Source organism: Pandoraea vervacti (assembly GCF_000934605.2).
Classification (GTDB): domain Bacteria; phylum Pseudomonadota; class Gammaproteobacteria; order Burkholderiales; family Burkholderiaceae; genus Pandoraea; species Pandoraea vervacti.
The window spans coordinates 2,483,421-2,510,280 of the sequence record NZ_CP010897.2 but is presented as its reverse complement, the minus strand read 5'-3'; the positions used below and the strand labels follow the sequence as shown (position 1 = coordinate 2,510,280).

Below are 26,860 nucleotides of genomic sequence, written 5' to 3'. Positions count from 1 at the left end.
GTGGCGACGGGCGTCGCGCCCGTCTTCCGCGCCAAAGGCTGCGCCCGAGCGTGCCGCCCGCCCGGCGCCCAATAAAAAACCGCCGGAGAACCGGCGGTTTCATCGCGGCTCAAGGCGGCCCAACGGCCGCCCAGGCTGATACCCTCGGATACCCTCGGATACCCCCCGATACCCCGCCTTACTGCTTCGGCAGCGACCCCTCGACGCCTTCGACGAACCAGTTGATCTGGTGTTTCTCGTCGTCGTTGAGCGTCTTGCCAGCCGGCACGATTTCCTTGCCGTCCTGCCCCTTGATCGGACCGGTGAACGGATCGTACTTGCCGTCGCGAATGGCGTCGTGGCGTGCGGTCACGGCCTTGCGCGCCGCTTCCGGCACGGCCTTGTCATTGATGGCGACGAGCTTGATTTCGTCTTCCTTGATGCCACCCCAGACCGGCGTGTTCTTCCACGTGCCCTGCATGACTTCGTCGACCGTACGGATGTAGTACTTGCTCCAGTCGATGGCCGCCGACGCCAGGTGCGCATTCGGGCCGAACTTGCTCATGTCCGAATCCCAGCCGAACGCATGGATCTTCTTCTCTTCGGCCACTTGCATGACCACGGCGGAATCGACGTTCTGCATCAGCACGTCCGCGCCCTGTCCGACGAGCGATTCCGCCGCCTGACGCTCCTTGCCCGGATCGAACCAGCTATTGATCCAGACCACCTTCACCTTGACCTTCGGATTGGCTTCACGTGCGGCGATGGTGAACGCATCGATATTGCGGATCACTTCGGGAATCGGCACCGATGCCACGTAACCGATCACGTTCGATTTCGTCACATGACCACCCACGACGCCGGCCAGATGCGCGCCTTCATACGTGCGGACATCGTACGTGCCGAGGTTCGGCGCCGACTTGAAGCCCGTCGCATGCTCGAAGGTCACGTCTGGGAAATCCGCCGCCGTCTTGACCATCGAGTCCATGTAGCCGAACGACGTACCGAACACCAGCTTGTTGCCCTTGCTGGCCAGATCGCGGAACACGCGCTCCGAATCCGCGCCTTCCGGCACGTTTTCCACGCGGGTCACAGTGACCTTGTCGCCAAACTTGGCTTCCACGGCCTTTGCGCCCTGTTCGTGCGCATAGGTCCAGCCCGCATCGCCCGGGTTGCCGATGTAGACGAACGCCACGCCCATCGGGCCCTTGCCTGCGGGAGCGGCCGATGCCTGGGCGTCGGAAGCGGCCGCAGGGGCGTTCGCCGTGGTGTTCTCCTGCTTGCCGCAGGCGGAAACCAGCATGGCGGCCGCCAGGCTCGCCATCGTGATCAGGACTTTACGTCGCATCGATTCTCTCCTCGTCATCGATTGTTTCGGTTGAATGCTTGTATCGCTTGGCGCCGCGTCCGACTCAGGACCCGGCGAAGAAGGGTTTGCCCAGCGACGCCGGGGCGTTCAGGCGTATCGTCTGGCGATTGCGCGAGATGATCACCAGCACGACGATGGTCGCGAGATACGGCAGGCTCGCCAGCGCCTGCGAGGGGATACGAATGCCCATCGCCTGCGCCTGGAATTGCAGCGCCATCACCACGCCGAACAGCAACGCGCCGAGCGCCGTACGTCCCGGGCGCCAGGTGGCGAACACCACCAGCGCCAGCGCGATCCAGCCGCGTCCGGCCGTCAGGTTCTCCTGCCACAAACGCAGGTAGCCCACGGAATAATAGGCGCCCGCCAAGCCAGACATCGCGCCGCCGAAGAGCGTCGCGAGATAACGAATGCGCACGACCGGATAGCCGATGGCATGCGCGACGGACGGCGCTTCGCCAATCGAGCGCAGCACCAGTCCGGCGCGCGAGCGGTACAGGAACCACGCAATCGCCACGAGCAGCGCCACCGAGAGATAACCCAGCGGATTGAGCGAAAAGATCGAGGGCCCCAGTACAGGGATCGACGAGAGCCCCGGGATCGGCAGGTCGCGCAGCATCGGAATGGTGGCATCGGTGTACGGACGCCCGACATAGGCCGACAGACCGATGCCGAATATCGTCAATGCCAGCCCGGTGGCAACCTGATTGGCCATCAGCGACAGCGTGAGCCACGCGAAGATGGCCGACATGACGACGCCGGCGGCAATGCCCGCGAGCACGCCGAGCCAAAGGCTGCCGGTCTGTACGGTGACCGCGAACGCCCCGATGGCGCCCATGAGCATCGTGCCCTCGACACCGAGATTGAGTACGCCCGACTTCTCGGTCACCAGTTCGCCCAAGGCAGCCAGCATCAACGGAATGGCCGCGATCACGGCACTTGCGGCCAGCGGCGTGAGCAGATTGATCCAGTCCATGCCGCGCTCCTCAGGCGTCTCGCGTCATCGCATGGGTGCGACGACGCAGGCGGTAGTTCACGAAAACGTCGCAGCCCAGCAGACTGAACAGCAGCAGCCCCTGGAACACGCCGCTGATGGCCTTGGGCAACTGAAGCGAGGTTTGCACGGCTTCGCCGCCAAGATAGAGCAGCGCCATGAGCAGGCTTGCCAGCACGATGCCGATCGGGTGCAGGCGTCCCACGAACGCCACGATGATCGCCGTGAAGCCGTATCCCGGCGCCCACGTCGCCTGCAACTGCCCTACCGGCCCTGCGACCTCGCCTGTGCCCGCCAGCCCCGCCGTTGCGCCACCGATCAGTAGCGCGAGCCATACGGCGCGAGGCTCGGAATAGCCGGCATAGCGCGCGGCAAGGGGGGCGAGCCCCCCGACTTCCATGCGGTACCCGGCAAAGCTCTTGCGCATGAAGCACCACGCGAGAGGCACCGCCGCCGCCGCCATGAAAATCGACGCATTGAGCCGCGTGCCGCGCCATGTCGCCCAATGCCAGTCACCGAAAAAGCGTGGGAAAAGCGCGTCTCGGCTGAAGTTGATCGACTGGGGAAAGTTCATGCCGTGCGGATCCTGCCAGGGACCGCTGACCAGATAGATCAGCAACTGTGTGGCCACGTACGTGAGCATCAGGCTCACCAGAATCTCGTTGGCATTGAAGCGCACGCGCAGCAGCGCCGGAATGGCCGCCCACAGCATGCCCCCCACCGCGCCGGCCGCCATCATCAGCGGCAACAGCCACGGACCGCCGTGGCCGTCGAAATGGATGGCGACGCCGGAAGCGAAGATCCCGCCGAGCAGCAGTTGCCCCTCCGCGCCAATGTTCCACACGTTCGCGCGGTAGCCGATGGCCAGCCCCAACGCGATGAGGCAAAGCGGCGACGCCTTGAGCAACAGTTCCGACCAGCCGTTCAGACTGCTGATCGGCGCAAGGAAAAACGCCGCCATCGCCTGTGCCGGATTCTTGCCGAGAAAACTGAAGATCAGCACGCCGCCGATGAGTGTCATGAGCGTGGCCACCAGCGGCATGGCGAGCCGCATGGTGCGGGAGGGACTTGGCCGTGGCTCAAGCGTGAAATCGAGCATGATGTCTGGGAGTCGATGAAAACGTTACGGCATCGGCGTCGTACGCACGCCGGTGAAACCGTGAAAATCCGAAATCGGGGTCATGCCAAAAGGTCGGCAACGAGGCGTTCGTTCAGGCGGCGCGCTCTCCGGGACCGCCGGGGAACATCCCCGCCATCCATAAGCCGATTTCACGCGCGTCGGTCTGATCCGGCTTGCGAACGGGCGACAGACGTCCCTGTGCCAGCACCGTGATCCGGTCGCATATCTCGAACAGTTCGTCGAGCTCCTCGGACAGCACCAGCACGGCAACGCCGCGCGTGGACAGGTCGAGCAACTGCTGGCGAATAAAGGCCGCTGCGCCCACGTCGACACCCCACGTCGGCTGTGCGACGACCAGCACCCTCGGTTCCTGAAGGATTTCGCGCCCGACGATGAACTTCTGGAGATTGCCGCCGGACAGGCTCTGCGCAGCTGCGTCCGGACCGCCCGCCTTCACGTTGAAGCGCTCGATGCATGACGATGCGAACTTGCGCAGCGCGCCGCGACGAATCCACCCGCCGCGCAGCAATCCGAGATGCGCCGTACCGGACGCGCCCAACAACGCGTTATCCGCGAGCGACATGCTCGGCACCGCGCCGCGCCCCAACCGCTCCTCCGGCACGAATGCCAGCCCGAGGCGTCGGCGCGTGGCCGCCCCCATGCGCCCGACCGCGCGGTCGTTCAGCGCAATGGCCTCCGCGTGCGGTGCACGCGCCTCGCCGCAGAGCGCCGCCAGCAGCTCGGCCTGCCCATTGCCCGACACGCCCGCAATCCCGACGATCTCGCCCGCGTGCACATTCAGGTTGATGTCATGCAGCGACGTGCCGAACGGGTCTTCGCTCGCCATCGACAGATGGCGCAGCGACAGCAGCACATCGCCCGGCTGATGCGCGCGACGCTCGATTTGCGGCAGTGCGCGTCCGATCATCATCTGTGCCAGCGTCTCGGCCGTTTCCTCACGCGGTATGGCGTGACCGGACACCCGCCCGCCGCGCAGCACGGTGGCGCGGTCGCACAGATCGCGAATTTCGTCGAGCTTGTGGCTGATGTAGACGATGCTGCAACCTTCGGCGGCGAGCCGCCGCAGCGTCGTGAAGAGCTTCTGAACGGCCTGAGGCGTGAGCACCGAGGTCGGCTCGTCCATGATGAGCAGCCGCGGGTTCTGCAACAGGCAGCGCACGATTTCCACGCGCTGGCGCTCCCCGACCGACAGGCTGTGCACATGACGCTCGGGATCGACCTCCAGACCGTACTGGGTGGAGACGTCGCGAATGCGATGAGAGAGCGCCTTCAAATCGTGACCGGCGGCGTCCAGCGCGAGCGAGATGTTCTCGGTGACCGTGAGCGTCTCGAACAATGAGAAATGCTGGAACACCATGCCAATGCCGAGCTTGCGCGCGGCAGCCGGGCTTTCGATGGTCACCGGCTGCCCTTCCCAGCGGATTTCCCCGGCGTCCGGGCGCGCGGCGCCGTAGATGATTTTCATCAACGTGCTCTTTCCCGCGCCGTTCTCGCCCAGTACGGCATGGATCTCGCCGGGTAACACGCTTAACGCGATGTCGTCGTTGGCCACCACGCTTGGATAGCGCTTGGTGATGCCGGTCAGCGCCAGACGTGGCGTCGATTGCTTGGAAAGTGTCACTGGCGACGTCTGACAGAGTCTGAATGGGGGGCTTGGGCGGTCCGAAAATACCCAATTCGCGGGGAAATGTCGAGCGTGTGTCAATAACACGGCATCTAAGGTCCCTTTACGAAAGACGGACATCTATTTTGGTGATAGGGACTTTCCGCTATAGAGGCGCCAGACCTTGTCCTTCATAATGATTTCCTTATGCACTACAGGGTCCGACATACTCGGATCGTTATATTTCTCATGAGCCAAAACCGCGAACCGATTGACACTTATTTGCTGCGCGTTCTTCACACCCTGTTGATCGAGCGCAGCGTAACGCGTGCGGCCGTCAAACTGAATCAGTCGCAGCCGGCCATCAGCGCGGCGCTGCGTCGTTTGCGCGACATTACCGGCGACCCCCTGCTGGTTCGTGGAAAATCGGGCATGGTGCCCACCGAATACGGTCAATCGCTGCTGGAACCGACGCAGAACGCCCTGCGTGAGATCGAGCGCATCACGGTCCAGCAATCGAATTTCGATCCGGCCACGACGGTGCGCACGTTCCGTATCGGCTCCCCCGACTATCTGAACACGCTCTTCGTGCCGACGGTCGTCGAACGTTTCCGCCAGCAGGCCCCCAACGCGCAACTCGAACTGCATTCGCTCGGCCCGGCGTTCGATTACGAGCATGCGCTCGAAGACGGCAAGGTCGACATCGTGATCGGGAACTGGCCCGAGCCGCCCGAGCAACTCCACCTGTCGAATCTTTTCGTGGACCAGATCGTGTGTCTGGTGCGCAATACGCATCCCTATGCGAAACGCGGCCTGACGCTGGAGCAATATCTCGGTAGTCCGCACCTCGCCCCAACGCCCTACTCCGTCGCGCAGCGCGGCGCAATCGATATGCATCTGGCGCGCGAGCGCCTGAAGCGCAATGTCGTCGTGACCATTCCGTACTTCAATCTCGCGCCATACGTCCTGCTGAAATCCGATTTGATTTTTACGACGACGCGCCTGTTCGCCGACCATTACGCGGAGTTCCTGCCGCTCACGGTGCTTGAAACCCCGATCGACTTCCCGCCGATGCAGTACTACCAGTTGTGGCACGAGCGCACGCACTATTCGGATGAGGTGCGCTGGCTGCGCAGCGTGATTTCGGACGCCACACGCACGTTGCTCGAATCGCGCACGCAACCTTGATGATCGCGATCGTCGCCGTGCAGGCGACTGGCCCGGTTGGCGCAATGGCTGTCTTGAACGCCATCACATCATGTCGTCCGGGGCGCACGCCGCCCCTGGCCGCTTTTTACCGACGGAGCGGCCCCCACCGCTCCGTCGAACCGCACGGCGGCGTTCCCCATGCACAGGAACACCGCCCCGACTTCCCGTTTGCCCATTGCCACGCGGCGCCCGCTCACCGGAATCCGGAGATCGGGGTGAACGGACGCCCCGGCTGCACGCCATGAACATGTGGCCGGTATGGCAACGCCTTTATCGGGAGGCCTCGGCCAGTTGCCGCGCAAGCGCGTTGTGACGCGTGACGAGCGACGGCAGGTCGAGCGTCTCCAGACGCCCTTCACGCACCACCACCCGACCGTTCACCACGCTGTACGCAGCTTGTCCGGGATGACAGAAGACGAGCGCCGCCACCGGGTCGTGCAGACCGCCCGCCATGCCGACGCCGCGCGTATCGAACGCCACGAAGTCCGCCGCCATGCCTTCGGCGAGCACGCCGATGTCATCGCGCCCGAGCACGCGCGCGCCGCCCACCGTCGCGATTTCCAGGGCCTCGCGCGCCGTCATGGCGCTCGGGCCGAAACCCACGCGTTGCAGCAGCAGCGCCTGACGCGCTTCGTTGATCATGCTCGCCGCATCGTTCGACGCCGAGCCGTCCACCCCCAACCCGACGGGCACACCGGCGTCGCGCATACGGCGAATCGGCGCGATGCCCGACGCCAGGCGCATATTCGAACAGGGACAGTGCGCCACGCCTGTGCCCGTCTTCGCGAACAGTGCGATGCCGGCATCATCGAGCTGGACACAGTGCGCATGCCACACGTCGTGACCGACCCAGCCGAGCTCGTGTGCGTATTCGGCCGGCGTCATGCCGAACTTCTCACGGCTGTAGGCAATGTCGTTGACGTTCTCGGCAAGATGCGTGTGCAGCGACACGCCATAGTGGCGTGCCATGGCGGCCGACTCGCGCATCAGGTCGCGGCTCACGGAGAACGGCGAGCACGGCGCGACCACCACGCGCAACATCGCGTAGCGGCCTTCGTCGTGATACGTCTCGATCAGGCGTTGCGTGTCCTTGAGAATATCGTCCTCGCGCTCGACCACACGGTCCGGCGGCAGGCCGCCCTGGCTCTGGCCGACGCTCATGCTGCCCCGGCTCGCGTGAAAGCGCATACCGATCTCGGCCGCGGCTTCGATGCTGTCGTCGAGCTTGCACCCGTTCGGGTAGATATAGAGATGGTCGCTCGAGGTGGTGCAGCCCGAGAGCAGCAGCTCGGCCATGGCCGTCTTCGTCGAGACGCGAATCATCTCCGGCGTGAGGTTGGCCCACACTGGGTACAGGTTCGTGAGCCAGTTGAAGAGTTCGCCGTCCTGCGCGGCCGGAATGGCGCGCGTGAGGCTCTGATACATGTGGTGATGCGTATTGATCAGGCCGGGAATGACGACATGCCCGGTCAGATCGAGCACTTCGTCCGCCGTGCACGGCAGCGAATCGCCACTGCCGACCGCCACGATCCGGTTGTCCTCGACGTACAGCCCGCCGCGCGTAATCTCGCGGCGATTCGTATCCATCGTCACGAGAACTTCGGCATTCTTGACGAGCAACGTTTTCATCAGTGCGCCTCCAACCCCATGCCCGAGCCGTTCTTCTTGCCATGGATGTCCGCTGCGGGCGCTTTGAAGCCGTTGAAATAAGCGTTCAGAATCACGGCGGACAAGGTGGCCAACAGAATTCCGCTATGCAGCAGCGGCGCGAGTTGCTCCGGCATCTTGGCAAAGAACTTGTTCGATGCGACCGGAATCATGGCCATGCCGATGCTGATCGCTACGATATACAGGTTGTAGCGATTATGCGAGTAGTCGACTTTCGACAGGATCTTGATGCCCGTGGCAAGCACCATGCCGAACATGACCACACCGGCGCCGCCCAGCACGAACTGCGGAATCGACGCGACGACCACCGACATCTTCGGAATCAGACCGAACACGAGCAGGATGACACCGGCGGCTGCGCACACCCAGCGACTCTTCACCCCCGTGACGCCCACGAGACCGATGTTCTGCGAAAACGACGTATGCGGGAACGTATTGAACAGACCGCCGATCACCGTGGCCACGCCGTCCACGCGCAGACCGGCGACCAGCGCCTTCTCGTCGACCGGCTTGCCGACGATTTCCCCCAACGCGAGGAACATGCCCGTCGATTCGATGAACGTGATCAGAATCACGATGGTGAGCGTGAGAATGGCCCACGGATCGAACACCGGCATGCCGAAATGGAACGGCAGAACGATGTCGAACCACTTCACCTGATCGAGACCGTCGAAATTCACCTTGTGCAGCATCAGCGCAATCACGAAGCCGAACAAGATGCCCAGCAGCACGGCAATGTTCGAAAAGAACCCCTTCACGAAACGCGTGATCAACAAGATGAAAATGAGCACCGCGAACGACACGCCGAGGTAGACCGGGTCGCCGTAATCCGGATTGCCCACACCGCCGGCCGCCCAGTTGATGCCCACACCGATAATCGTCAGCCCAATCGAGGTAATGACGATGCCCGTGACGATCGGCCGGAAGAACCGCAATAGCTTACCCACGAGCGGCGCGATGAGCGTGCCGATGATGCCGGAGGCAATGGTCGCGCCGAAGATGCCGGGCAATCCCAGCGAAGGGTTCGTGCCAATGGCAAGCATCGGACCGACGGCCGCGAACGTGACGGCCATGATCACGGGCATGCGAATGCCGAAACGACCGACGCCTACGCTCTGAATCAGCGTCGCGATGCCGCAGCACATCAGATCGGCGGAAATCAGAAACGCAATCTGATCCTTGGGCAGCCCGAGGGCGCCGCCAATGATGAGCGGCACGGCGACCGCCCCCGCATACATCACCAAAACGTGTTGCAGGCCCAGCATGAACAATTTTCCGATCGGCAGTCGCTCATCGACCGGATCCACGGCATTGGTTGTCACACTCATTGCGTCTCCGTCCCTCGGGGGGCTGTTTGATGTCTATTTTTTGGGTGACTCAATGGTGCAGGTCGACGCCTTTTGCGGCAAGACCACCCACGGCTATAGTGTTTTTTTCATGGAACGTATGCATGAATGCTTATCATGCGTTTCGGGTTTTCCCCAAGCATGCATGTAGTCATTGGGCTTTCCGGGCGGTTGATCGCGTGTTACGGCAACGGCTCATATGCGCCGCGTTATAGGCCGGATAGCGCATTCGAATAGTGGTCCAAAAAATCCCAATTCCGGTGCACCCGACCTACGCTGAAGACGTCGCCATGCCATATTGTCGTGCTGGATCCGGAACACGGTTTTTTGTCTGGCGTGACAGGGTATGTGCGCGTTTTTATCTTTGGTATTGCGCGCGTTGCCGGGCCGCCATCTCCCTACAATGCACCCATCCATCACAGGAGACATCATGGGACGACTGACTACCCACGTACTTGATACATCGCACGGCAAACCCGGCGCCGGCATTCGTGTCGAGCTTTGGCGCGTGGACGGCGAGCGCCGTTCGCTGCGCGACGTGCAGACCAATGCCGACGGCCGCTGCGACGCGCCGCTGCTCGAAGGCGACGCATTCGTTGCCGGCGAATATGAGCTGGTGTTCCACGCGGGCGACTACTTCGCCGCGCAGGGCGTGGACGTGCCCACGCCGCGCTTCGTCGATCGCGTTGTCCTGCGTTTCGGCATCGCCGAGCCTTCGCAGCATTACCACGTGCCCCTTCTGGTGTCGCCGTGGAGCTTTTCCACGTATCGCGGTAGCTAAATCGCGAACGTGAACGTCAGGCAGTTGAGGAGAACATAAGATGGAAGCGTTTATTACCGACTGGGTCAATCTGTTGCTGCGGTGGCTGCATGTGGTCGCCGCCATCGCCTGGATTGGCGAGTCGTTCTATTTCGTGATGCTGGACAACGGCCTGAAGCCGCCCAAGGCCGCCGAAGACAAGCAAAAAGGCGTATTCGGCGAGATGTGGTCGGTGCACGGCGGCGGTTTTTACCACGCGCAGAAGTACCTGAATTCGCCGCCGCAGATGCCCGAAGACCTGCACTGGTCCAAGTGGAAGTCGTACACCACGTGGCTCTCGGGCTTTGCTCTTTTCTGCGTGCTGTACCTGCTCCAGCCGCAAACCTATCTCATCGACAAGAACGTGATGGATCTGCAACCGGGACAGGCGGTGGGCCTGGCGGTGGCGTTCCTCATCGGTGGCTGGTTCGTCTATGACTTCCTGTGCCGTGCACTGGGCAAGAACGAGCGCGTGCTGGGCATTGCCGTCGCGCTGTTCGTGGTGGCCGCCACGTATGCCACGACGCATATCTTCGCCGGCCGCGCAGCGTTCCTGATCGTCGGCGCCATGATGGCAACCTCGATGTCAGCCAACGTGTTCTTCTGGATCATTCCGGGGCAGCGCAAGAGCGTGGATGCGCTCACGAAGGGTGAAGTCCCCAACCCGATCTGGGGCAAGCTCGGTAAGCAGCGCTCGGTGCACAACACGTACTTCACGTTGCCGGTCGTGTTCATCATGATCAGCAACCACTACGCGTTCACGTACAGCAATTCGTACAACTGGGTGATTCTCACGATCATCATGGCCGCAGGCGCGATGATTCGTCAGTTCTTCGTGCTGCGTCACGCGGGCAAGAACCTGTATGCCCTGCCGGTGGCCGGCGCCGCCCTGCTCGCGGGCGTTGCCGTGTTCGCCGCTCCGCGCACTGCCCCGGCCCCTGCCGCGGGCGCACACGGCGACGCTGCCGCCCCGGCCGTGAAGCTCTCGGAGATTCAGCCGATCCTCACGCAGCGTTGCGCTACCTGCCACTCGGCCAAGCCGACGATGATGGGCAGCGCACCGGCGGGCGTGATGCTCGATACGCCGGCCGAGATCTCGCAGAACGCGCAACGCATTTATCAGCAATCGGTGACGCTCAAATCGATGCCGCTGGGCAACGTGACGCAGATGACCGACGAAGAACGTCAGAAGATCGCCGCGTGGTTCAACGGCGGCGCACAACAATAACGACGTATCGGAACTGCGACAGTCTTTCTTGCTGGACCCATGTTGGGGCGCTTCGGCGCCCCTTTTTTTCGTTCTCCTGGATCTCTTGGTTCGCGTCCTGTCGCGCCACCCGCCCCGGATTCCCATCATGGCAGCCGCCCCCTGCATGCCCGACACCGCCTCCGCCGTGGGCATCTTCCCGGGAACTCACGAGTGACAGTGCTTGTCTGTCATACGTGCCCGAACCTCCGGGACGAACGACAAACCTCATGAATTTCCTGCTTTTCTCCGCTTCCCGACAAGGCGTCGTCTGGGTGCACCTGCACCAGGCGATGTTCCCTCCGTCCGCCTGACCGCCTCGCCGGCGTTGCCCTCGCCGGGCTGACGCCGCGCGGCGGAGCGCTCACGCCATCGCTTGCGCGTGAGCGACACCCTCTGCTCCCGCTTCGATCCGAAGTTTTCGATGTGCAAGCCACGGTGAGCCGCGTCCCGACACGACGCGGTGAGATGTCATCGGGGGGACCATGTCTCTGTCTCCATCTGCGAATCAAAACACTGCCGTACAGGGCACCACGACGTCCCTGCTCAAGGAATACACCTCTCTCGCCATTCCGACGATCCTCTCCGGCTGGGTCTACACGATCTACACGCTGATCGACGGCATTTTCATCGGCCGCTATGTCGGCCAGCAGGCGCTCGCCGCGCTGAACCTCGTCGTACCGTTGCTGTACGTGCCCTACGCCATCAGTGTGATGGTGGGCGTGGGCGGCGCGACACTCATTGCCCGTTTGCTCGGTGAGCAGCGACAGGCACAGGCGCGTCGCGCGTTCTCCCAGGTCCTTTGGGTGATGCTCGTTGCAGGCATCGTCATGAGTGCGGGCGTGCTCGTCTTCACGCATGAGATCGCCGCCGCGCTGGGCGCGCAGGGGGCCGTTACGACGGACGTCGTCGCCTACCTGTCCGGCTGGGGCTGGTTCGTGTTGTTTGCGAACGGGCTTTACGCGATGGAGTTGTTCCTGCGCGTGGAAGGCGCCGCGGCTGCACGTTTCGGCCTGTACGCAATGTTTCTCGGCGCGCTCGCGAACGTCGCGCTCGACTATTGGCTGATCGTCGTGCGCGAGATGGGCATGTATGGGGCTTCGCTCGCCACCGGGTTGTCGATGATGGTGTCGAGCAGTGTCATGCTCGGCTACCACTTCCTGTTCGCCAAGCAAGTCGTACCGGCGCGTGGCGCATTAGCTTGGCGTGGTGAGAGGCATGTGTGGCGGGCGATGTACAACGGCGCCTCCGAGTTCCTCGGCGCCATTGCGCCGGCGCTTACCGTCTTCGTCTTCAACCGCGTCATTCTGACGAACTTCGGCGAACCGGGTCTCGCCGCCTACGCGATTCTCGAATACATGACGCTCGGCGCAACTGTCACGATGGTCGCACTGGTGCAAAGCATGCAGCCGATGATCAGTTTCTATCGTGGGGCACGGGATACGACGGCGCTTCAGGGGGCATTCCGGCTCGGCGTGATCGCCGTCATGGGATTCTCCCTGCTGGTCGCAGCCGCCATGACAACGCTGGCCCGTCCGTTGACGTTCCTGTTTCTGCCTGCGGGCGGTGAGGCGTGGTCGATTCTCGAGCACGCCGTCGTCTGGTACGCACTGGCCTTTGTTCCGGCCGCGGGCAACCTGATCGTGGCCGGCTATCTGACGGCCGTGGAAGCGCCCGGCCCGTCCGCCGCCATCGCCATGTTGCGAAGCTGGGTTTTGCTGCTGGGCGTGCTCTGGACGCTGAATGCGCTACTGGGCGGCAACGCCATCTGGTACACGTTGCTCGTCACCGAAACGGTGACGCTTGCGCTCAGCGCCTGGCTGTATCGGCGGCAGCACCACGCGCACCACGCACATCACGCGGGCTGACGGGCTGACGGACTAATGACCCGACCGACACCCCCCGCTCGCCACCCTCGCTCACGACGGCATCTTCGGCGACACCGTTTGTGCGAGCGACTGCACGCTACCCGCCTCGTGCGCACCGGGCATGCCTTCGGGCGGCTCGGCACGCGGCGGCAGCGAGGCAGGCACGCTCGTCGTGTCGAGCGTCGCCCATTGCGGCTCAGGCAACTCGCCGAACACCTGACGCAGCCGCGAGCCCCACGTGTCGTGGATCATCTTGTAGTAGGCATTGTCGTCGTCGAGCGACGCGAAACGCGTCACGCGCAAACTGTCTTCCTCGTAGACGAGCAAGTCGAGCGGCAGGCCGACCGAAACGTTGGAGCGCAGCGTGGAATCCATCGAAATCAGCGCACACTTGGCGCCGTCGTCGAGCGACGTGGCAGGCGTGACGAGCCGGTCGATGATCGGCTTGCCGTACTTGGACTCGCCAATCTGGAAATACGGATTGACGGACGACGCCTCGATAAAGTTGCCCGCCGAATACAACTGGAACAGACGGCTTCTGGCACCGGCGATCTGCCCGCCAAGCAGGAAACTGCAATTGAAATCCACACCGAACGCTTCGAGCGATTTGGCGTCGCGCGCGTAGACGTCGCGAATGGCCTGCCCGACCACGCGGGCGACGTCGCTCATGGTCTTGGCCGTCCACAGCGTTTCGGCGTCGCGCGCTTCGACGAGTTGCTGGCGCACCGCCTGCGTCAGCGCCAGATTGCCCGCGGAGAGCAGCACGATCACGCGTTCGCCCGGACGCTCGAAGACGAGCATCTTGCGGAAAGTGCTCACATGATCGACGCCCGCGTTCGTGCGGGTGTCGGAGAGAAAGACCAGCCCGGCATCGAGCTTCATGGCCACGCAATACGTCATGTCGTTCCTGTCTTGCCGTGCGAGGCACGCTGCCTCGTCACGCGAAAAGCTATTGTTGTTGGTCGAGCGGCGCGGTGTCGACACTCACCGACACGTGCAGCGCCTCGCTCGCCCCGCCGCTGCGCATGCCTCTGACCGGCGCGGCAGATTCATAGTCGCGTCCGACGGCCAGCCGGCAGTAGTTGCCGCTGGCAAAGCACGCATGGGTGACGTCGATGCTCACCCACCCGGCCCCGTCGACCCACACGTCGACCCACGCGTGGCTGGCCGCATGCGGCACGTCGCCCGGATCGATGTAGCCGCTGACGTACCGCGCGGGCACGCCGCGCGCCCGGCACACGGCGAGCATGAGGTGGGCATGGTCCTGACAGACCCCCCGCCCCAGCGCCAGCGCCTGCGCGGCAGTGCTGGTCACTGCGGTAATTCCCGATTCGTAGTCGACCTGTTCGCAAATGGACGCCGCCAGCGCCAGCAAGTCGCCCGGCGTGGCAACCCTGGCCTGCGCGGCGAGTGCGTCGATCCCGTCGCTGCGCCCGGTCAGGGGCGTTGCGCTGGCGAAGCATAACACCGGCACGGCATGACTCGTCTCGCCGAGCTTGCCGTCGGTGAGCGGCATCGTTTCGACCTCGCCTTCGGCCAGCAGATGGATCGTGTCGTGCGGCTGGTGGAGTACCAGCGTATGCATGTCGTTGCCGTAGGCATCGCGCGAGGGCGTGAGCTTGCCGGGCGCGCTCAGACGCCAGTGCACGACACGCTGCACTTCCGACGCTGCCGGTGTCAGCCGAAGCTGCTGAATGGTGTAGCGCACCGGCGTGTCATACCGGTACGTGGTCTCGTGACGAATGGTCAGGCGCATGGCGTCAGGCGGCGAGCGGGATCAGGAAGGTCTGGCTGATCTTGTTGCCGAGCACGGAGACTCGCTCGAGAAACTCGGTCAGGACGGGGTGCAGACCCTGTTGCCGAATCTGCTGGATGTCGGTGTACTTGAGGTCGGCCTGAAGTTTCCCGGCGTAGCGCTCCACGTCGCCCGACTGGCCGTTGGATAACGTCGCGAGGTTCTCGCAGACACCGTCGAGCGATGCAAGCAACGAACGCGGCATATGGGGATTGAGCATGAGCAGTTCGACGACGCGCTCGGGCGTAATCACGTCGCGGTAGACCTTCCGGTAGATTTCGAACCCAGACACGCTGCGAAGCACGGCGGACCAATAGTAAAAGTCGGTGGGATGGGAGGTGTCGGGACCAGCCTTGTCCACGCGAACGGCTTCGTGAAAGCGCACGTCGAGTATTCGGGCGGTGTTGTCGGCGCGCTCGAGAAAGAGGCCAAGGCGTGTGAAGTAGAAGGCGTCGTCCTGGAACAGGGTCCCGAAGCTCACGCCCCGCGAAAGATGCGAGCGCACCTTCACCCACTCGAAGAGATGCGCCGGATCGCGTTCGAGCAGGTCGAGCATGCGCGGGAATTCGAGCCAGGTGCTGTTGACCGTTTCCCAAAGCTCAGTGGTCAGTGTGCCGCGCACGGCACGCGCGTTTTCCCGGGCGGCGGCCAGGCAGCACGCGATGCTCGACGGGTTGTCCCGATCGCGCACGACGAAGTCGAGAACGTTGGCGCGCGTGGCGCGTGCATGCTTGCGATCGAAGGCGGGCTCCAGTTCGGAGATGCGCAAGGTGGCGCGCCAGCCCGCCTCGTTTTCGATGTGGCCGGCAAGCGCATGCGCCATGTCGGTGTCGTCTTCGTCGTCGACGGCTTCCATGGCCGCCTGCGGCAGCAACAGGTTTTGCAGATTCACGTCGAGCAGACGCGCAGTATTCTCCGCCCGCTCCATGTAGCGGGCCATCCAGAACAAGTGGTCGGCGGTACGGCTGAGCATGATGGCTTCCCGATGGTTTTCGTTGTCTCTGGCCGGACGTCCGTTATTTCTCCAGCACCCAGGTATCTTTCGTTCCTCCCCCCTGCGAGGAGTTGACGACGAGCGAACCCTCGGTGAGCGCAACGCGCGTGAGTCCGCCCGGCACCATCGTCACGCCTTTGCCGGACGACAGTACGAACGGACGCAGATCGATATGCCTCGGTGCGATGCCCGCTTCGACGAAGGTCGGGCATGCCGACAGCGCCAGCGTGGGCTGCGCGATATAACCATCGGGTCTGGCGATGAGTCGTTGGCGGAAGGCCTCGATCTCGGCTTTGGTCGACGCCGGTCCCACCAGCATGCCGTAGCCGCCGGCGCCGTGGACTTCCTTGACGACAAGTTCACCGAGGTTATCGAGCGTGTAGGCGAGATCGTCGGGACGACGGCACTGGTAGGTCGGCACGTTGTTCAGAATGGGCTTCTCGCCAAGGTAGAACTCGATCATGTCGGGCACGAACGGGTAAATGGACTTGTCGTCGGCAACGCCGGTGCCAATCGCGTTGGCCAACGTGACACGCCCCGCCCGATAGACGCTCAGCAGGCCTGGCACCCCGAGCGTGGAGTCCGCGCGAAAGGCCAGCGGGTCCAGAAAATCATCGTCGATACGTCGGTAAATGACGTCCACGCGCTTGGGGCCGTTGGTGGTGCGCATGTAGACGAGGTTGTCCTCGACGAACAGGTCTTGCCCTTCGACAAGCTCGATACCCATTTGCTGCGCGAGGAACGCATGCTCGAAATAGGCCGAGTTGTAGATGCCCGGCGTCATGACGACGACCGTGGGATCGTCGACGCCCATCGGGGCTACCGCGCGAAGGTTGTCCAGCAACAGGTCGGGATAGTGTTCGACCGGTGCGATGCGGTTTCTGGCAAATAGCTCCGGGAATAGCCGCATCATCATCTTGCGGTTCTCCAGCATGTACGACACGCCGGACGGCACGCGCAGGTTGTCCTCCAGAACGTAGAACACGCCGTCATCGCCCGTGCCCGCCCTGACGACGTCCACGCCCGCAATATGGGAATAAATGTCGCCGGGAACGTCCACGCCCTGCATCTCCGGACGGTACTGTGCGTTCTTGAGCACCTGCTCCGCCGGAATGACGCCCGCGCGAAGAATGTTCTGATCGTGATAAACGTCGTGGATGAATTTGTTCAGGGCTTCGACGCGTTGACGCAACCCCGTTTGCAAGGTCTGCCATTCATGCGCCGGAATGATTCGGGGAATCAGGTCGAAGGGAATGAGACGTTCCGTTCCCGCTTCGTTTCCATACACGGCAAACGTGATGCCGACCCGCCGGAACGCCAGATCGGCCTCGGCGCGCTTGTGGTGCAGGACATCGTCCGTCTGACATCGGAGCCAATCGTCAAACCGCCGGTAGTGCGAGCGCGTCGCCCCTGTGATGCTCGCCATCTCGTTGTAGCTCTCGACCATACGCTTCTCCGCAGATTGCCGTGTCGAGATCGAGCAATATCCATGCCCGAGCTGTTGTCACCCTTTGCGCACGTTTTCGGTGCGACGCGCCTGACAAGCCTCCCCTGCACCGCCAAAACGCCCGCGATGCACCCAATCGCGCCGTCAAAGACGCACCACTTCGGTGATTCGAAGTATAGGAGCTGTTTTTTGGCGAAGACGCTTGTGTTTACCCCGGTTGGCGTGCGACCGCAGCATCCGCCAACCGTGCCCTGCCTGGTGTCCTGCTTCATGTCCTGCCTCGCGCGCTCGCCCGTTTTGCCTCCGCAAAGGAAAAACGCCGGGCTTGTGCCCGGCGCTCTCTATTCCTGCCCCGTCTGCCTTCTCTGCCTTGTCTACCTTGTCTGCTCCGTCCGCTCCGGCTGAATCACGCCGCTTTCGGTCTGGCCTGTACGGCGTCCAGTTCGGCCTGCGTGAGCCAGTACGTCGAGGGCAGATCCAGTTCGTCGCAGTTGTGCCCGTCGCCGCCCCGATCCACGACGATGAAGTCGCTCACCTCGTGCAACGCGAGCAGCGGGTGGTGCCACACGCCCCTGGCGTAGTTCACACCCTGCCAGCCATCCGAGACGAACGCGCGGATCCGGCTCACGTCCAGCTCGCCCGCGGGCGCAACGACGACCAGATACGGCGTGGTCTTCAATGGGATGAACGCCTGACTGCCCAGCGGGTGACGCTCCAGCATCTTCACCTCGTACGGCAGCTGCCGCGGCTGACCTCGGAAGACGTTGACCAGCGTGCGCCCGCCCTCCGGGCCCAGGTCCACCGTCGCCAGATCGTGGAATCGCTCGGTCGTGCCGCCATTGATCGCGAAATGCTTCGCCCCTGCCAACTCGATCACGTCGCCGAACGGCGCAAATGCCTCGCGCGTGAGTCGCTCGATCTTCAATGCCGGTGATGCCGTATCGGACATATCGCACATATCGCGCACATCGCGCATACCCTGCTCCTTTTTTGCCTTGTTCGTTGCGCCCCCTCGCGCCGCGCGTCGATCGTCTGTCGTCGACTGCGAGAGGGCGTAGTGCTGCCACTTTCCTGCTATTTGCCTGCTAATTCCGCCATGCGGCTTATGCCGTCTTCTCGCTCAGGCGCCCCCACAGCCGCAGACGCGACACCCCGCCATCCGGAATGATGTTGAAGCGGATGTGCGTGATCGCGCCCAGCTTCTGCACCGGCTCGTCGAAAGTGAATTGCCTGTCCATCGCGAGCTTTTGCTCCGGCAGCAACACGGGCCAGAACATCGACTGCGTGATGAGCGACTGCTCGGTGCCGCCCGTGACGAACGCGGCCTGAATCGAGCAGCGGTCCGGGAAGTTGCCCTTGAAGTGCGCCGTGTCGACTTCGATCTTGCTGATCTCGCCCGGCTGCGCGAGCGCGATGATGGCCCAGTCGTTGCCCGGCTCGCGACGACGGCGTGTCTCCCACCCGTCGCCCATGTTCACGCCGCGCCCGGGCATCAGCAGGTTGGAGGCGAGGCCGAAGTGTTGATTGTTGACCGCCACGACATAGCCGCCGTTTTCCATCGCGATCAGGTCGATGAGTTCGTCGCGCGAGCGTGCGGCCCAGTCGCTTTGCGGCAGGCCGTACAGGCGCAGGCGGGCGAGCCCGCCGTCGGGATACAGGTTCACGCGCACGTGCGTGACTGCGCGCTGCTGTGCAATGGCATGGTAGTGATGCGCGTTGCCCTGCAACGTCGTCGAGGGCAACAGTTCGAACCATTCGGCCGAGTCCGACGGCGCGCCGTTCGGGCTGTAGCAGCCTTCGAGCGATGCGGCGGGCGGGAAGTTGCCGGTGAAATGGCTGGTGTCGAGATCGACCCCGAACAGCACGCCCGGGCGCGCGAGCTTGACGATGCACCAGTCGTAGCCGTTCACGCGCTTGCGACGCGTCTCCCAGCCGTCCATCCACTTGCCGTTCTCGTCGTACTTGCCGGGAATGAAGACGGCAGGCTCGGGACTGAGCATGCGCTCCTTGGCCGCAAAGAATTCGTCGCTGGCGATGAGCGCCTGAGCGCCAAGACGCGGGTCGGCCAGATTGACGTAACGGCGCACGAATTCCGGTGCGTTCGGGTCTTGCGGGGCGAGGGCCATGCCAACTCCTGATGATTCGGTAAAGTCTGAAACGGATTCGAAACCTGCGCGCGACGCCGATCAGTCGCGCAAGAGATCCTGCAAACGGAAACCGGCGATGCGGAAAATCTGACGCAGACACGCCTCGATTTCCTCCGCACGGCTGTTCTCCAGTCGTGCAGCGAAGTCCTCGATGATGCTGCTGCGCGTGTGCCCCCGCACTGCCAGGATGTACGGGAAGCCGAATTTGGCCTTGTACGCGTCGTTCAGCTCGGTCAGGCGCGCGAACTCCTGTTCGCTGCACTGATCGAGGCCGGCGCCTGCCTGTTCCCGGGTCGACTCGGCCGTCAGTTCGCCACGCACTGCCGCCTTGCCGGCCAACTCCGGGTGAGCGCGGATGAGCGCAAGTTGCTGCGCTTCGCCGGCGTCGATCACCGCCTGGCACATGGCGTCATGCAGCGCATTGACTGTGGCGAACGGACGGTCGTCCCAAGCCGCTTCGGCCACCCACGGCGAGTGCTCGAAAATGCCGTCGAGCGCGGCGATGAACTCGGCGCGCGGCAGCGCCGACAATTCGGCTACGGTTCGTTGGGTCATAGGCAACGGGGCATTCATTCACTGCTCTCCTGGAGAACCAAGGTGGCGCCCCGCCGCACGCATTGCGCAGCCCGATGACGCCTGTCGGATTCAATTTTCGTTTTGGCCGCCACGCTCGGCAGATGGCCAGCCCGCGGACAACGGTCCCCGCTTCGCTCGATCACGTGCGAATCCAGCCTGCGGACCGAGCTTGCCACTCAAGCGCGCGGTTCAGGCCGCCACGAACGGGTGGCGTTCCTGCCAATGCCGCGCCACGTCGATACGGCGGCACACCCACACGCGGTCATGCTTTTCGATGTGATCGAGAAAGCGCTGCAACGCGGCAAAACGCCCGGGGCGTCCGAGCAAGCGGCAGTGCATCCCGATCGACAGCATCTTCGGCGCCTCATCTCCCTCGGCGTACAACACGTCAAACGCATCGCGCAAGTAATGGAAGAAGTGGTCGGCCGTGTTGAAGCCCTGCGGCGCCGCAAAACGCATGTCGTTGGAATCGAGCGTGTACGGCACGACCAGATGCGGTTTCACGTCGCCGTTAGCGGTCTCTACCTGCGTCCAGAACGGCAGGTCGTCCCCGTAGTTGTCGGCGTCGTAGACGAAACCGCCCTGCTCGACCACGAGACGGCGCGTATTGGGGCTGTCGCGGCCCGTGTACCAGCCAAGCGGCGCGCTGCCGGTCATTTCCTTGAAGATCTCGATGGCGATGCGCATGTGCTCGCGCTCGGTCGCCTCGTCCATATTCTGGTAGTGAATCCACCGCCAGCCGTGACACGCGATTTCGTGCCCCAGTTCCTGGAACGCAGCCGTCACCTCCGGATGACGCTGCATGGCCATCGCCACACCGAATACGGTCAGCGGCAGGCCGCGACGCTCGAACTCGCGCAGGATGCGCCACACGCCGGCACGCGATCCGTACTCGTAGATCGATTCCATGCTCATGTGGCGTGCTTCGTACGCGGCGGCGCCGATGATCTCGGACAGGAACTGCTCGGAGGCGCGATCGCCATGCAAGACACAGTTTTCGCCGCCTTCTTCGTAATTCAGCACGAACTGAACGGCAATTCGCGCGCGTCCCGGCCAGTCGGCAAACGGCACATGGCGGCCATAGCCGACGAGATCGCGCGGGTAATCCTTCGAGGTGGTGCTGTTGCTGGCCATGATGTCTTGGCATCCTTCTGATGGCGAAACGATCGAAGAAGTTTAGCCAAATAAGGTCGGGCGAAACATAGCCATATTCAGATATTCAGGCTGCGCTCAATCGTATAGTCGCCCCTGCCCCGGCCCACACCCCTCGTGCGCATTGCCGTCGACGCCCACCGTCGCGACGCTAACGCGTTCAAGATCGTGCGTGCCGATTTGCCTCAAACGTTCATCAAGGTGCATCCAACGTGCGCAAAACACACGCGTTCTGGCCATAACAAAAAAGCACGCGGGGCCGTCGAATCGACCCGGCGTGCTGCTTTGTCCTACGCTTGCGTTACGCTGCGGCGCCTGAGCCGCCCTCAGGCGCCGATATAGGGATATCCCGTAAGCGTGAGCGTGACCTGTGTGGCAGACGTCTGCAACCTGGCCTGCCCACCCACGGGCAAAGTCAGCTTGTCCGCGCAATGGCCGAACGGCATATCCGTGATGATCGGGATGCCGATGACGCGCCGCATGCTTTCGATCATCGTCGCCATGTCGTAACCATTGTCGTAATCGGTGACCCGGTACTGCGAGAAGTCGCCCAGCACCAACGCCTGCTGACGCGCCAGAATGCCGGACTGGTGCAGTTGATACAGCATGCGCTCGACACGGTACGGCGGTTCATTCACATCTTCGACGAACAGCACCCCCCCCTCGATGGACGGCAGATATTGCGTGCCGATCAGGCTGCACACCATGGCCAGATTGCCGCCCCACAAGGTGCCCGAGACGTCGACATTGCCGCTGGCCCCGTCAGCCGTCCACTGAACGACATGATTCGGTGAATACAGCACAGCATCGAATTGCCGGAGCGTGAACTCGCTCAGCGTCTCGGCGCCAAAGTCTGCGAGCAACATCGGCCCGGCAAACGTGGTGATATGCGCTTGCGAGAGCAATGCCAATTGCAACGCCGTAAAGTCGCTGTGACCGACGATGGCCACCGGTGCACCGGATAGCCGATCGCGCAGCTTGCCGTAATCGAGGCGATCGAGCAGATGTACCGCACCATAGCCGCCGCGCACGGCGAGCACGATCTGCGGTAGCGCAGCGCTGCCGTCGGCAAGACGGTTGATCTCGGCGGCACGGGCGTCGTCGGTGCCTGCGAAACGCAAATATCGTCGCTCTAGCACCTCGCGATTTCGTACGGTATAGCCCAGCCGCTCCAACGTCTGGATGCCGCGCGCCGCGACATCGGGAAACGGAGCATAGCCGGAGGGGGCAATCAGTTCGACAAGCCTGGTCTGCGTCAATTGGAAGCTTCCGAAGGGGGGACGGAGGACTCGCCTGCCGCGGTGGCGGCAGACGCCTGAGCCAGCCGACGCGCTCTGGCCGCCGCGCGCCGCTCGCTAAAGAAGGTCTGGAGAATGCCGACGCATTCGTCGCGCATGACACCGCCAACGACCTCGGCATGATGATTCAGGCGCGGTTCCGCAAACAGATCGACCACGCTGCCGCAGGCCCCCGTTTTGGGGTCGGCCGCGCCGTACACGACCCGCTTGATACGCGCATGCATGATCGCGCCCGCGCACATTACACACGGCTCCAGCGTCACGAACAGCTCGCACTCGGGTAGCCGGTAGTTGCCCAACGCCTGCGCCGCCGCGCGCAGGGCCTGCATCTCGGCGTGCGCAGACGGATCGTGGCCGCCGACCGGACAGTTGTGTCCGAGCGCCGCGACCTGGCCGTCGCAAACGACCACGGCGCCGACGGGCACTTCGCCCTGCTGCATCGCGGCGCGCGCCTGCGCAAGCGCCAGCGCCATGTAGGTCTCGTCGGTCGCAGGTAAATCTCGATTCATGAAACGTTACGATAAACCGCAGGGCACCGGTCGCCCCCGATTGTTTCAGGAACACGCCGCGCCCCGCGCAATTGGCCGAAATCGGCAATGCGCTATTTTCGCACAGGGCTCGCGCACACCCTCGCGTGCCACAGACTCACGCCGTCGCGGCATTCGGCACGCTGCGCCTGCGGTACAGCACCCGCGTCGCGATCAGGCCGCACACGGCAGCGAAGGTCATCCACCAGCCCGGCGCCGCCTTGTTGCCCGTCAGGCCGATCAGCCCGGTCGCCACGGCCGGCGTAAAGCCGCCGAACAACGCCGTCGCCAGACTGTACGCCAGCGAGAACCCCGCCGTGCGCACGTCCACCGGCATGATCTCGGTCAACGCCACCACCATCGCGCCGTTATAGCTGGCGTACAGGAAAGAGAGCCAAAGCTCGACGACGAGCATTTTGCCGAACGTCGGCGTCACCACCAGCCACGCCATTACCGGATACGCCGTGAGGATCGTCAGCACCGTAAAGACGAGCAGCAGTGGCCGACGCCCGACACGGTCGGACAGCGCGCCCATCACTGGCAACCAGAAGAAGTTCGAGACCCCCACGCAGAACGTGACGATGAGCGCATCGGTTGTCGACAGCTTGAGCACCGACTTCCCGAAAGTCGGCGTGTAGACGGTGATCAGATAGAAGGACACGGTCGTCATGGCGACGAGCATCGTGCCCGCCACCACCAGCCCCCAGTTCTGCACGATCGAGCGGAAAATCTCGCGCGTGCTCGGACGGTGCTTGCGCGCCAGAAACGCCTCGGTCTCCTGCAAGGAACGCCGGATCATGAACAACACCGGCACGATCAGGCAACCGATGAAAAACGGAATGCGCCATCCCCAATCGGCCACCTGCGCTGGGGCCATCCACTTGTTGAGCAAATAGCCGAGCAACGCCGCAACGATGATCGCGACCTGCTGACTCGCAGACTGCCAACTGACGTAGAACCCCTTGTGACCCGGGGTCGCCATCTCGGACAGATAGACGGAGACGCCCCCCAACTCCACGCCGGCCGAAAAACCCTGCAACAGCCGGCCGACCAGAACCAGCAGCGGCGCGAGATAGCCGATGGTCGCGAATCCCGGCACAAAAGCGATCAGGATGGTCCCCATCGCCATGATGGACAAGGTAACGATCAGCCCTCGCCGCCGACCGATGCGGTCCACATAGGCGCCGAGAACGATCGCCCCCAGCGGACGCATCAGAAAGCCCGCCCCGAAGGTCATGAACGTGAGCATGAGCGACGCGAATTCGTCGCCCGAGGGAAAGAACGTGGCCGAGATGTGCGTGGCGTAAAAGCCGAACAGGAAAAAGTCGAACATCTCCATGAAATTGCCGCTCGTGACACGAATTACGGTGGCAACTTTCGAGGCAGATGCCTGCGACGCGGACGCAGCGCTCGCAGAATACGCGGAACGATTCGGGCTGGCAGCCATGGCGCTCACCTCCGACGAGTGGATGCCGCCCACGATAGCACCGGTTTGAACGCCCGCCCATGGGCTTCGGGGTGTCGTCGTCCAATGCCCGGGCCTCGTGTATTACGAAATATTTCCGGCGCTCGGCGACAGCCGCACCGCCTCGGCGGAAGCTAGCGTCGCAGGGACCGCAGCGGCAGGACTCAGAAGGCGGCGCGCGACAGAAAGCCGAGGTCCTCACGCGCCATCGCCTTGATCTCGTTGCGCGTGGTGAGGATGTGCGCTTCGAGCATCGATACCACGGCCGTGACGTCGCGCCGACGGCAGGCCGCGAGAATCTCGTAGTGATCTTGCTGAGGCTTCTCCTTGCCGGTCGCCTGCGACATCGCGAGATGCGAATACCGATCGGTATTCAGGCAATACTCCTCGATCAACACTCGCAAACGACGGTTGTTCGCCGGCGCAGACAGCGCCAGGTGAAAACGGCGGTTGTACTCCGCCCATTCGGAGACCACTTCAGACGCCGAGTAGTCGGCCAGGATCTGCTCCATGACCTGAAAATCGCGCTCCGCCATGTTCGGCACGGCCAGCTTCGCCGCATGGCATTCGAGCGCCACGCGTATATCGAGCATCTCGCACAGTTGTTCGAGATTCATGCTCGCTACCGTGGCGCCGCGGTTCAGGTGATGCACGACCAACCCTTCCGCTTCGAGCTGGCGCAACGCCTCGCGCACGGGCACCCGGCTGGAATTGAAACGCTCCGCGAGCGCTTCCTGGCGCAGTTGAAATCCACCCGGGAGCACGCCGCTCAAGATCTCGTCTCGAAGCGTGTCGCGGATGGCCTGATGAAGTGCTTGGGGTCCGGGGGTTCGCATATGGCGCGATTAGAGCATATTTTTTACCCACATTGCGATTCTGGATCCAATCATATAGCATTGGATCCAATATATTATTTTGGATCCAAAAAACGCTTCGTTTCAGGACCCACAACCATGTTTCATCAGGGGATACAGCAGGTTCGACGGCGACGGTCGTTGGGCGGCAACTCGCCTGAGCGTCGCCGCCGACATGTGGACGCACGGTCTTCGGTTCAACGCATTGTCTTGCAGGCTCCATTGACTCTTCACTGACTCTTTTCGGGGGAAAAACCATGTCATTGAAACTTCGTAAGTTGATCGTTCCCGCCGCCATGGCGTTCGCTTTTGCTTCGAACGCACATGCTGCGGACGACGCCGTCCAGATGGGCGCCGTGCTCTCGCTCACCGGCGCAAACGCCACCGTGGGGGAAGATGTCCGCCGCGCCGTCGCCCTCGCCGTCGAGAAAGTGAATGCGCAGGGCGGCGTCATGGGCAAGAAGTTCGACGTCATCGTCGAAGACTCCGGCGGCAATGCCACGACGGCGTTGAACGCCGCACGCAAACTGGCGACCGTCGACAAGGTGCCGGTCGTCATCGGGGAATACTCGTCGGGCATTACGCTGCCGATGGCGCAGTACCTCGTGAAGGAAGGGGTGACGCACATCAATATCGCGAGCACCAGCGTAAAGGTCAGGGATCTCGGCGCCACATCGTTCAACCTGATCGGTCTGGAAAATCTGGGGAACAAGTTCTCCGCTGCCGATGCCTGGGCGCTCGGCTATCGCAACGTGGCGCTCATCGCGCCGAACAACGCCTACGGTCAGGGCGTCGCCCACGGTTTCCGGGAGGAATTCGAAAAGCTGGGCGGCAAGGTCGCCACGGAACTGCTCTATACCGCGGGCCAGTCGACGTATCGCCGCGAGCTTCAGCAAGCCTCGCGCAGCAACCCGGACGCCTACATCTATACGGCCTACGGACAGGAATCGGCGGTTCTCAACCGCGAAGCGTTCGAACTCGGACTGCGCCAGAAGCCGTGGTATGCAATTCTGCTCTCGATGAGCCTCTCGGATACGCCTGCGAACATCGCCAACGGCCAGCTCGGCATGGAAGTCGGTTCGGTGCAGGGCGCGAACGGCAAGGCCTATATCGACGCCTTCCAGGCGAAGTACGGTCAGGCGCCGAAGACCTCGTACACCGGTTATGCGTATGACGCCGTCATGCTCACCGCTGCGGCCATCAACAAGGCGAAGTCGACGCAACCGGCCGCCGTGCAGGCCGCCCTCAAGGACGTGGGCAAGAATTTCGCCGGCGTGACCGGCCCGATCTCGTTCGACGCGGATCGCCAGCGCATCGACCCGCCGTACGCGAAGCTCAAGTACGACGGCAAGGTGGTGCCGCGCTGATCGTCCTCGCCTTCGCTGA

24 protein-coding genes are annotated in these 26,860 nt (G+C 63.1%); 6 read left to right on the top strand and 18 right to left on the bottom strand.

What is annotated here, in order from left to right; translation table 11 throughout:
* Positions 1–178 precede the first annotated feature (178 nt).
* The 4 genes from UC34_RS11350 to UC34_RS11335 all read right to left on the bottom strand — a co-directional run bounded on the left by UC34_RS11350 (position 179) and on the right by UC34_RS11335 (position 5,101).
* A complete protein-coding gene (locus UC34_RS11350; RefSeq protein WP_044455644.1) occupies positions 179–1,327 on the bottom strand; it encodes a BMP family ABC transporter substrate-binding protein in 1,149 nt (382 codons plus the stop codon).
* A 64-nt stretch (positions 1,328–1,391) separates the two neighbouring features.
* On the bottom strand, positions 1,392–2,321 hold the full coding sequence (locus tag UC34_RS11345; RefSeq protein WP_044455643.1) for an ABC transporter permease: 930 nt from the start codon (positions 2,319–2,321) through the stop codon (positions 1,392–1,394).
* A 10-nt stretch (positions 2,322–2,331) separates the two neighbouring features.
* Positions 2,332–3,438 carry an ABC transporter permease gene (locus UC34_RS11340; protein ID WP_418303930.1) on the bottom strand — a complete coding sequence of 369 codons (1,107 nt, stop codon included), beginning with the start codon at positions 3,436–3,438 and terminating at the stop codon, positions 2,332–2,334.
* Between the two features lie 112 nt (positions 3,439–3,550).
* Entirely contained in the window at positions 3,551–5,101 is a 1,551-nt protein-coding gene (locus tag UC34_RS11335; protein WP_044455641.1) for an ABC transporter ATP-binding protein, read from the bottom strand.
* 231 nt (positions 5,102–5,332) lie between these two features.
* Between UC34_RS11335 and UC34_RS11330 the strand changes: the two genes are divergently transcribed.
* Positions 5,333–6,271, top strand: coding sequence for a LysR substrate-binding domain-containing protein (locus UC34_RS11330; protein ID WP_044455640.1), 939 nt, complete (start codon positions 5,333–5,335; stop codon positions 6,269–6,271).
* 291 nt (positions 6,272–6,562) lie between these two features.
* Here the strand turns inward: UC34_RS11330 and UC34_RS11325 are convergent, their stop codons facing one another.
* The gene (locus UC34_RS11325; RefSeq protein WP_044455639.1) at positions 6,563–7,921 is read right to left on the bottom strand and encodes an 8-oxoguanine deaminase; all 1,359 of its coding nucleotides are present in this window, start codon (positions 7,919–7,921) and stop codon (positions 6,563–6,565) included.
* A complete protein-coding gene (locus UC34_RS11320; protein WP_044455638.1) occupies positions 7,921–9,288 on the bottom strand; it encodes a nucleobase:cation symporter-2 family protein in 1,368 nt (455 codons plus the stop codon). The genes UC34_RS11325 and UC34_RS11320 overlap by 1 nt, the downstream gene beginning before the upstream one ends.
* 448 nt (positions 9,289–9,736) lie before the next feature.
* Between UC34_RS11320 and uraH the strand changes: the two genes are divergently transcribed.
* The 3 genes from uraH (at position 9,737) to UC34_RS11305 (ending at position 13,219) form a co-directional block, all read left to right on the top strand.
* On the top strand, positions 9,737–10,087 hold the full coding sequence (uraH, locus tag UC34_RS11315; protein ID WP_044455637.1) for a hydroxyisourate hydrolase: 351 nt from the start codon (positions 9,737–9,739) through the stop codon (positions 10,085–10,087).
* A 40-nt stretch (positions 10,088–10,127) separates the two neighbouring features.
* Positions 10,128–11,333 (top strand): urate hydroxylase PuuD, encoded by a 1,206-nt coding sequence (locus tag UC34_RS11310; RefSeq protein ID WP_044455636.1) that lies wholly within the window; start codon positions 10,128–10,130, stop codon positions 11,331–11,333.
* A gap of 503 nt (positions 11,334–11,836) precedes the next feature.
* Entirely contained in the window at positions 11,837–13,219 is a 1,383-nt protein-coding gene (locus UC34_RS11305; protein ID WP_044455635.1) for an MATE family efflux transporter, read from the top strand.
* A 51-nt stretch (positions 13,220–13,270) separates the two neighbouring features.
* On the opposite strand, the gene UC34_RS11300 is transcribed toward UC34_RS11305, so the two are convergent.
* From UC34_RS11300 to tcuC, 11 genes are all read right to left on the bottom strand, one after another.
* Entirely contained in the window at positions 13,271–14,119 is an 849-nt protein-coding gene (locus UC34_RS11300; protein ID WP_044455634.1) for a proteasome-type protease, read from the bottom strand.
* Positions 14,120–14,168: 49 nt separating this feature from the next.
* A complete protein-coding gene (locus UC34_RS11295) occupies positions 14,169–14,975 on the bottom strand; it encodes a transglutaminase family protein (RefSeq protein ID WP_044455633.1) in 807 nt (268 codons plus the stop codon).
* Between the two features lie 4 nt (positions 14,976–14,979).
* The gene (locus UC34_RS11290) at positions 14,980–15,987 is read right to left on the bottom strand and encodes an alpha-E domain-containing protein (protein WP_044455632.1); all 1,008 of its coding nucleotides are present in this window, start codon (positions 15,985–15,987) and stop codon (positions 14,980–14,982) included.
* Positions 15,988–16,030: 43 nt separating this feature from the next.
* On the bottom strand, positions 16,031–17,455 hold the full coding sequence (locus UC34_RS11285) for a circularly permuted type 2 ATP-grasp protein (protein WP_044455631.1): 1,425 nt from the start codon (positions 17,453–17,455) through the stop codon (positions 16,031–16,033).
* 406 nt (positions 17,456–17,861) lie between these two features.
* Positions 17,862–18,431: an ureidoglycolate lyase gene (locus UC34_RS11280; protein ID WP_418303929.1), complete on the bottom strand. Its 570-nt coding sequence runs from the start codon at positions 18,429–18,431 to the stop codon at positions 17,862–17,864.
* Positions 18,432–18,558: 127 nt separating this feature from the next.
* Positions 18,559–19,581: an allantoicase gene (alc, locus tag UC34_RS11275; RefSeq protein ID WP_044455630.1), complete on the bottom strand. Its 1,023-nt coding sequence runs from the start codon at positions 19,579–19,581 to the stop codon at positions 18,559–18,561.
* A gap of 60 nt (positions 19,582–19,641) precedes the next feature.
* Positions 19,642–20,157 carry a 2-oxo-4-hydroxy-4-carboxy-5-ureidoimidazoline decarboxylase gene (gene uraD, locus UC34_RS11270; protein WP_044455629.1) on the bottom strand — a complete coding sequence of 172 codons (516 nt, stop codon included), beginning with the start codon at positions 20,155–20,157 and terminating at the stop codon, positions 19,642–19,644.
* Positions 20,158–20,367: 210 nt separating this feature from the next.
* Positions 20,368–21,312 (bottom strand): allantoinase PuuE, encoded by a 945-nt coding sequence (gene puuE, locus UC34_RS11265; protein WP_044455628.1) that lies wholly within the window; start codon positions 21,310–21,312, stop codon positions 20,368–20,370.
* Positions 21,313–21,656: 344 nt separating this feature from the next.
* On the bottom strand, positions 21,657–22,589 hold the full coding sequence (ldcA, locus tag UC34_RS11260) for a muramoyltetrapeptide carboxypeptidase (protein WP_044455627.1): 933 nt from the start codon (positions 22,587–22,589) through the stop codon (positions 21,657–21,659).
* The gene (gene tadA, locus UC34_RS11255; RefSeq protein ID WP_072617467.1) at positions 22,586–23,137 is read right to left on the bottom strand and encodes a tRNA adenosine(34) deaminase TadA; all 552 of its coding nucleotides are present in this window, start codon (positions 23,135–23,137) and stop codon (positions 22,586–22,588) included. The genes ldcA and tadA overlap by 4 nt, the downstream gene beginning before the upstream one ends.
* A 136-nt stretch (positions 23,138–23,273) precedes the next feature.
* The gene (gene tcuC / locus UC34_RS11250; protein ID WP_237165328.1) at positions 23,274–24,518 is read right to left on the bottom strand and encodes an MFS transporter; all 1,245 of its coding nucleotides are present in this window, start codon (positions 24,516–24,518) and stop codon (positions 23,274–23,276) included.
* Between tcuC and UC34_RS25805 the strand changes: the two genes are divergently transcribed.
* A complete protein-coding gene (locus tag UC34_RS25805) occupies positions 24,493–24,651 on the top strand; it encodes a hypothetical protein (protein WP_237165373.1) in 159 nt (52 codons plus the stop codon). The two genes, tcuC and UC34_RS25805, sit on opposite strands and share 26 nt — an antisense overlap.
* A 133-nt stretch (positions 24,652–24,784) precedes the next feature.
* On the opposite strand, the gene UC34_RS11245 is transcribed toward UC34_RS25805, so the two are convergent.
* Positions 24,785–25,384, bottom strand: coding sequence for a GntR family transcriptional regulator (locus UC34_RS11245; protein ID WP_237165327.1), 600 nt, complete (start codon positions 25,382–25,384; stop codon positions 24,785–24,787).
* A gap of 347 nt (positions 25,385–25,731) precedes the next feature.
* Between UC34_RS11245 and UC34_RS11240 the strand changes: the two genes are divergently transcribed.
* Positions 25,732–26,841 carry an ABC transporter substrate-binding protein gene (locus tag UC34_RS11240; RefSeq protein ID WP_044455620.1) on the top strand — a complete coding sequence of 370 codons (1,110 nt, stop codon included), beginning with the start codon at positions 25,732–25,734 and terminating at the stop codon, positions 26,839–26,841.
* The last annotated feature ends 19 nt before the right edge of the window (positions 26,842–26,860 follow it).